This window comes from Clostridium sp. UBA6640, assembly GCF_002455975.1.
Classification (GTDB): domain Bacteria; phylum Bacillota; class Clostridia; order Clostridiales; family Clostridiaceae; genus Clostridium_J.
The window spans coordinates 1-7,769 of the sequence record NZ_DKLM01000055.1 but is presented as its reverse complement, the minus strand read 5'-3'; the positions used below and the strand labels follow the sequence as shown (position 1 = coordinate 7,769).

Annotated in this window: 7 protein-coding genes, 1 pseudogene and 1 riboswitch; of the genes and pseudogenes, 2 read left to right on the top strand and 6 right to left on the bottom strand. The window is 28.0% G+C overall.

Features of this window, described 5'->3' with window-relative positions:
- The 6 genes and pseudogenes from B2W91_RS05910 to hemA form a co-directional block, all read right to left on the bottom strand.
- A pseudogene (locus B2W91_RS05910) lies at positions 1–472 on the bottom strand (sodium:proton antiporter); the annotation flags it as partial.
- Positions 473–990: 518 nt separating this feature from the next.
- The gene (locus B2W91_RS05905) at positions 991–1,689 is read right to left on the bottom strand and encodes a CbiQ family ECF transporter T component (protein ID WP_291579386.1); all 699 of its coding nucleotides are present in this window, start codon (positions 1,687–1,689) and stop codon (positions 991–993) included.
- Complete coding sequence (locus B2W91_RS05900) at positions 1,674–1,949, bottom strand: energy-coupling factor ABC transporter substrate-binding protein (RefSeq protein ID WP_291579385.1); 276 nt, start codon at positions 1,947–1,949, stop codon at positions 1,674–1,676. Before B2W91_RS05900 ends, B2W91_RS05905 begins: the two co-directional genes overlap by 16 nt.
- Positions 1,950–2,666, bottom strand: coding sequence for an energy-coupling factor ABC transporter permease (locus tag B2W91_RS05895; RefSeq protein ID WP_291579383.1), 717 nt, complete (start codon positions 2,664–2,666; stop codon positions 1,950–1,952).
- Positions 2,667–2,855: 189 nt separating this feature from the next.
- On the bottom strand, positions 2,856–4,145 hold the full coding sequence (gene hemL, locus B2W91_RS05890; RefSeq protein ID WP_291579381.1) for a glutamate-1-semialdehyde 2,1-aminomutase: 1,290 nt from the start codon (positions 4,143–4,145) through the stop codon (positions 2,856–2,858).
- 16 nt (positions 4,146–4,161) lie between these two features.
- The gene (gene hemA / locus B2W91_RS05885) at positions 4,162–5,382 is read right to left on the bottom strand and encodes a glutamyl-tRNA reductase (protein ID WP_291579379.1); all 1,221 of its coding nucleotides are present in this window, start codon (positions 5,380–5,382) and stop codon (positions 4,162–4,164) included.
- A gap of 147 nt (positions 5,383–5,529) precedes the next feature.
- Positions 5,530–5,702, bottom strand: a riboswitch (cobalamin riboswitch).
- Between the two features lie 596 nt (positions 5,703–6,298).
- Between hemA and B2W91_RS05880 the strand changes: the two genes are divergently transcribed.
- Both B2W91_RS05880 and B2W91_RS05875 read left to right on the top strand, forming a co-directional pair.
- Positions 6,299–7,141, top strand: coding sequence for a metallophosphoesterase (locus tag B2W91_RS05880; RefSeq protein WP_291579377.1), 843 nt, complete (start codon positions 6,299–6,301; stop codon positions 7,139–7,141).
- 282 nt (positions 7,142–7,423) lie between these two features.
- A complete protein-coding gene (locus B2W91_RS05875) occupies positions 7,424–7,762 on the top strand; it encodes a PadR family transcriptional regulator (RefSeq protein ID WP_291579376.1) in 339 nt (112 codons plus the stop codon).
- Positions 7,763–7,769 lie beyond the last annotated feature (7 nt).

Genomic DNA, 7,769 nt, shown 5'->3' with positions numbered 1-7,769 from the left:
TAATAGCGCCGGCAATCATAGGAGCTGGAATACCAAGACCCTGGCCAATTCCTAGGAGTGCTATACCAACAGTTCCGGCAGTAGTCCAAGAACTACCTGTAGCTAGGGAAACTATTGAGCACATAATACAGGAGGCAAGTAGGAATATGCTAGGAGAAATAATCTTAAGTCCATAATATATCATAGTAGGAACTGTTCCACTAAGAATCCAAGAACCAATAATAATTCCAATTATCATCAAAATAATTATTGCCTGCATAGACATTTGAATAGAGTTTATAAATGCATCCTCTAAGTCTTTCCATTTAAATCCTAATCTAAGTGCAACCAAAGACGCAACTATTGAGCCGATAATTAAAGGAATATGAGGACTTGATTCATATAATATTATTCCAACAGAGAGGCATACCGCTAAAAAAATAATTGGCAATAACGCTTCAAAAAGTTTAGGTTTTCTTATTTCATTACTCATGTTAATCCTCCTCTTTCAATATATTGTTAATATTTTACATTATAAATGGTAAGTTTTCAATTAAATTTAAGAATAATTAAAAAATTAACTATTAATAATTTATTACAATCATTTAGTGCAAAAAAATAGGTAATATACATGAAAAATTCACGTTATGCAGTATAATTATTTAATAAGTAACTTTATAAGGCAAAAAAAGTTTCAAATTGCTATTATGCCTATATATGATTTTTTGAATTTCTATATTAGAATTAATATTTTTATTATAAAAATATTAAAGAATTAAAAATATTTGCAATTATAAAATCAATATTACTAGAAAAAATGTTAAACAAATAACGAAATATCATATTATTTTAAAAAAGCCTTTGAAATCTTTAAAGGTTTTTAAATAGTAAAAAAATGTTAATAATTGTTTTTATTAAATTTTAATTTTATTATTGATTTCAGCAATATATTATAAAGATAATCTTAAACAAAAATAAAAAAAGAGCATTTCAACCTTAGTTGCAATACTCTTATAAGATTAGAATCATCATTATTAAAATAATATTATAAATAAAAATGTATCCATAATTTTTAACAGTTATAGTAAAATCGAAACTACTATAATAGTGAGCTCCTCTATAACATCTAGAGTTTAAGCCTTCTTTTATTTCATCCCATCTTTTCATGGTATTAAAAAATAGTAAACCTAGCATTTTTCCTGTATTTACAACTTTTAATTTAAAGGTTGTAAAACCGCTTCTAGATTTCATGGCATTGTATAGTAATTTTGCTTCATCATCAATCAATAATATGTATCTTTCCATATTTTTAGCTATATCACAAACTTCTCTAAGATTCTTACTTTTGGAGAATAGATATAAAATATGGTCTAATGGTGTAGTTAAAGAAAGGTATGCAATACAAAGTCCACCAGAAAAACTTTTTAATAATATTAATAAAATATAATTAAAATCATAAGTAAATATAAAAGTTATTGATGACATCAAAGCAAATATAAAAGCTCCAAAGGAAAACTTTGAAACTATATTCATTGGATTGCTGACTTTTTTATGCAGAAAAATAAAGATTATTATGTTTAATATAATTGGGATTATAGTATCGGAAAATCCTAAGATAATAATGGGAAAAATACATAGGCATAGCTTTTCAAAAGGATGCCTATGTATTTGACTACTTATTTTAGAATAAGCTATTATATTTTTGAGCACGATTTTTTCTTGCCTATATAGAAGCCTACAAATCCTGCACCTATTGCTGCTTGAACAGAGAATAGTAAACTTTCTATTTCAGAAGAAGGTGGTTCCCAAATACTACTAAACCAAGGCTCATAATCTTCATTTATTTCTGAAATTACTTCTTCCATTTGATCATCTCCGCCTACAAACTCACTAGTAGAACCATAGTAGGCAAGGGGAGCGATTACAAGAAAAATACAAATCAATACAAGTATAATATTTTTTCTTTTCATTTATACCATCTCCTCCAAAGCTAATAGTTCATTCTTAGAATTCTTCTCAACAAATTCAAATATTAATACAGTAATAATACCTTCAATTATAGCTAGTGGTAATTGAGTTATTGCAAATATTGAAATGAATTTTGTGAAAGCATTTATAAAATTTCCTCCAGAGTGAGCAAGTCCCATCTGTACTGAAGTAATAACATAAGTGGATAAATCACCTAAAACTGCTGCTAAAAAAATAGCTATTTTTTTATTCTTATTTTTAAATAATTTATATGTTGAAAATGCAACTATTGGTCCAACAATACCCATAGAAAATACATTTGCACCTAATGTTGTTAAACCACCATGAGCTAATAACAGAGCTTGAAATAGTAGCACTAGGGATGCTATTACTGTCATTGCAAAAGGTCCAAATAAAATTGCTCCAAGGGCAGTACCAGTAGCATGTGAACTACTTCCAGATACAGAAGGTAGTTTTAATGCAGATAAAACAAAGCAAAAGGCAGCGGTAAGTGCTAAAAGCATCTTTAAATCTTGATTATTATATGTTCTTTTATTAATTGCTCTAACCCCTAAGAAGAAGAATGGTGCGGATAAAACAAAGTAAACTATACACCAAAGTGGACTTAGGAATCCTTCTGCAATATGCATTGCAAAAGCGCTATAAGGCATAACTATTGAAAGTATGAAACCTAACAATAAAATATTTCTTTTTTTCATATTAAACCCTCCATCTTTTATAATAGCAATGCTTTAAAGAAATTAGTTAAAATTTAATCACAGTAAAATATAAATATAATTACGTTAGTATATAATTATAAATTTAATAAGTTTTAAAGCACTGCTACAAATTGTAATAAAATAGATTAAAGGCCTTTAAAAATCTATATAAATCAATAGCTGATCAGACTATTGATTGGAATCAAAGTTTTTGAAAACATCTAAGAATTTGTCTATGTTTTCTTCAGTATGAATTATTGATAAGAATAATGCCTCAAATTGAGATGGGGCAATATAGATACCATTTTTGAGCATATGCATATAAAATTTTGAAAATAATTTTGTATCACAAGTTTTAGCATCTTCATAGTTCTTCACTTCTTTTAAATCTGTAAAGAATATAGTCATCATAGCTCCGCATCTATTTATAGTTATAGGAATGTTTTTTTCACTAGCTATTTTAACCAGTCCATCCTGAAGCTTTTTACCTAACTTTTCAAGGTGTTCATAGTATTCTGGATGAGAATGTAGTTTTTGTACAGTTGCAAGTCCTGCAGCCATAACTATAGGATTTCCAGACATAGTTCCTGCTTGATAAACAGGTCCCATAGGTGAAAGGTTTTCCATTATTTCTCTTTTGCCGCCATAGGCGCCACAAGGAAGTCCACCACCCATTATTTTAGCGTAAGTAACTATATCAGGTGTTACATCATAAAGACTTTGAGCTCCTTTATAGGCAACTCTAAAGCCACACATAACTTCATCAAATATTAATAAAGCACTATATTTTCTACATAGAGATTCCAATTCTTTCATAAATTCTTTAGTAGCTTTTATTACACCCATATTACCAGCAATAGGTTCTATAATAACACCAGCTATATCATCACCATATTTTTCAAAGATGCTTTTTATGTTGTCAATATCATTGTAAGAAGCTATTAATGTATTTTTTATACTTTCTTGAGGTACACCAGCACTGCCAGGAATACCTTCTGTCATTACTCCTGAACCAGCACTTACTAAAAATCCATCAAAATGTCCATGATAACATCCAGCAAATTTTATTATTTTATTTTTATTAGTATATCCTCTTGCTAGTTTTACTGCGCTCATAGTAGCCTCTGTACCAGAGTTAACCATTCTTATCAAATCTATGTTATCTAAAGTTTCACATAGATGTTTTGCAAGTTGTAATTCTAAGTCTGTTGGTGCGCCAAAGGCTATAGATTCTTCACAAGTTTCTTTTATTGCATTGATAACATCAGCGTCATTATGTCCTAATATCATAGGACCCCAAGCACCGATGAAATCAATATACTTGTTTCCATCTTCGTCGAATATATATGCACCATCACCTTTTTTTATCACAGGAGGTGTTATACCCATATCTTTTAAAGCTCTAACAGGGCTATTAACTCCACCTGGTATGTATTTTTTCGATTCTTCAAAAATTTTAAAACTTTTTTCTGAATTCATTTTCTTCCTCCTTATTTTAATTTATATCACAAAAGATTTTTTGTATTAATTTTAATGTTTCATCTCCATTACCTTTTAAAGTTTCCTCTTTTAAAACTTCAATGGCTCTATTTATATAAGCATTACTAGTGCTTTTAATTAAAGTTTCAACCAACTTATCATTATCTTTTGTGTATTTTTTTTGAGTATAGGTTTTAAATCTATTCTTATAAATAGAATTACCTTTATTTATCATACTAATGATATGAGGGGACAAGCTCCTAAGAGTTCTCCATTCATTATATTCTTCTATGTATTTTTCAATTATATATTGATGATTATCCATTATAGTTTTTCTTAATTTTTTATTTTCCTCATCAATTATATGGATTTTATCTATATCATATACTGTGACATTTTTAAGTAATTCTACATCTTTTTCAACATCCTTAGGAACTGCCAAATCAAATATTAATAATTCTTTATCACTTGGAATTTCATCTTTGGTTATAATAGCATCAGGTGATGAAGTACAGCTTATTATGGTATCAACTAAATCATAATATTGCTTCCTACATTCCACAGAAATTATTTTTACTTTATCATTGCAGGTTAATAATTCATCTTTTTTAATCTTTTCTACATTTCTTCCTACAATGTATATGTTATCAAAATTATTATCATTTCCTATTAGTGTTTTATAACAAAGCTTTCCCATTACCCCAAAGCCTAGAATCATATAATTTCTTTTATTTCTTTTTATAGCTTCTTTCACAGCAATTGAAGATGCAGAAACAGGAATTTTATATAGAGTTGTAGCAGTTTTAAATTCCTTGCCACAAGCTATAGCATTAGTAAAAAGTCTTTCTAAAATCCCCTTTAAACTATTTGCTTTAACAGCAGCAAAATAAGCATCTTTAACCTGACCTAATATTTGATCTTCACCTAAAATTTTAGAATGAAAGCCACAACATAACTCCATTAAGTGCTTTATAGCAGCTTCACCTGTTGAGTGGAATATATGTTTTTTATTATCTATGTCCCAACTTAATATTGTAAAAATATTATTTATAATGTTTTCGTCTACATTTTCAGAAGTAAAATAAACTTCTGTTCTATTACAAGTAGAAAGTATAACTACTTCATCACAAATTCCTCTCAGTTTTAATAGATTTTCTTCTAATACATTGCTAGCAATGCTAAAGCAACCTCGTGTTTCTATATCAACTTCTTTATTTAGCCCTATTAGTTGAATCATCCATTAATCATCTCCTAGCTTATGTACCCTTACCTAGTATATTTACACAAATATTACGCAAATAAAAAAACTCACAATAAGTGAGTTTGTATACTAAATCATAATAGTTTATTTAAGTATCAACGCCACTTTCCTTCCCACCGAAGGTACAGTAAGTTGTTTATGGCAGGTCTCCTGACTCACGCATCAATCTCCTCTCACCTTCCCAAGCACAAGCTCAGTGGTCGAGATTCGTCCTCGTTACAGTAGCGGGGGCTGTAGTGGATTTTAACCACTTTCCCTATTATACTAATAATAGTACCATAAACTTAAAATATTCAATTGCTTTTAGTATATCATAAATATTTTAAATTTCAAATAATTTATTTTAAAATAAGTATAATTATCTAAATTTGTCTTAAAATCACTAATATTGTATAAAATATCATATTGAAAATCAACTTTTATTAGAAAATTTATTTATATAACACTACTTTAAATTATATTAAACGTATTACTGCTTTTATTACATAATAAAGAAATATTTTCATTGACCTTGTAGCATATATTATAGATATATCACTCCTAAATTTAATCTATCTCCGAAATAATTAACATTTATTAGTATTGCAGCTAAAACCACTAAAATCAAAATTCACGGTTCATAATTCGCAATTTCGGATATTTCTCAGTATTAACTGAGAAATTCAGAATTGATTAACTGTAGCGGTGAATAGTGTTCGCCATATATTATTGAATAAGTGTTAAACTATAAGACGTATTAAAAAGGCTGACGAACACCGTTCACATCTACAATAAAATGCTATAGAGATATACATTAAATTTTAAGGCAGTTTATCTATAAAGTAATTTTAGAGGAATTCTTCATATATTGTTGAATAAATTTTGATAAAAGAATTCTAAGGAGAAAATAATTATGAAAACTTTAAAGAAGATAGTAGTAGTTACTTTACTTATGTTGATTTTCTTATACCTAGAAAATAATTCGATTGTTAAAAGTTATATAGAAATTGAACATAGTAAAATGGAAGATAATAATAAAATTAAAATAATACATTTATCTGATTTGCATTGTAAGAGCTTTGGTGAAAATCAAAAATATATTATAAATAAAATTAAAAAAGAGAGGCCAGATATTATAGCATTTACAGGTGACTTAATAGATAGTAGAAGATATAATGAAATACCTAGCTTAGAATTAATGAAAGAATTAGTTAAGATTTCACCAGTCTATTATGTAACTGGAAACCATGAATGGAGATACGGTAATGTAGATTATCTACAAAATGAATTAGAAACTTTAGGAGTAAAGGTTTTAAGAAATCATAAGGAGCTAATAAAGATAAATAATCAAAGTATAGAAATTATAGGAATAGAAGATCCGTTAAGTAGTTATGGGAAAGATACTGAAGTCAATATTGTAGAAAATTATCTTATGCCTTTAACAAAAGAAGGGAAGAATTTTAAACTGCTTTTAAGTCATAGGCCAGAAAAATTTAATATATATAGTAGTTTAAATATTGATTTAGCTTTAACTGGTCATGCGCATGGAGGGCAAATTAGACTTCCGCTAGTAGGTGGATTATTTGCTCCAATGCAAGGAGTTTTCCCTAAATATACTAAAGGACTCTATAAAGAAAAGGATTCTTATATGATAGTAAATAGAGGGCTAGGCAATAGTTTATTCCCTCAACGCATATTTAATAGACCAGAAATTGTGGTTATAACATTAAAGTCATCAGGAAACAGAAATAATTAAGTAAGCTAGATACTAAAAATTAATGCATAAAAAGCAATTTTAAAATTTAAAACTAGTAATAAAATTGCTAGTTTTTTAATGTAAGAAGTTATGACAGTTTTAAGAAGAAATCAAGTATCGATTTCTTCTTTTTTATTGGGTGAAATTTTTATTTTCGATTACATGAAATTATAAAATATTTATCTTAAGAAGGTGATATTTCACTTGACCTCATGAAATATATGGTTTACTATATACATAGATTTACTATGCATAGTAAATCTATGTATTGGAGGTGGAATTATGAAAATTAGTAAAGAACTATTAAAAGGGAGCACGGTAATTTTAATTTTAAGTCTTTTAAAAGAAAAACCTATGTATGGTTATGAGATGATTAAGGAAATTGAAGAAAAGTCCAGTGGAATTTTTACTTTTAAAGAAGGTACCTTATATCCTATACTCCATAGTTTAGAGGGGGAAAATGCAGTTGAGGCTTATTGGGTTGAAAGTGAAGAAGGAAGAAAAAGAAAATATTATAAAATTACTAAAGCTGGAATTAAACTTTTAAAAGAAAAAGAAGTAGAATGGAAAACTTTTAAAGGAGCAGTTGATGATCTTTTATACCAGGGGGTGTTGATGTAATGGATAG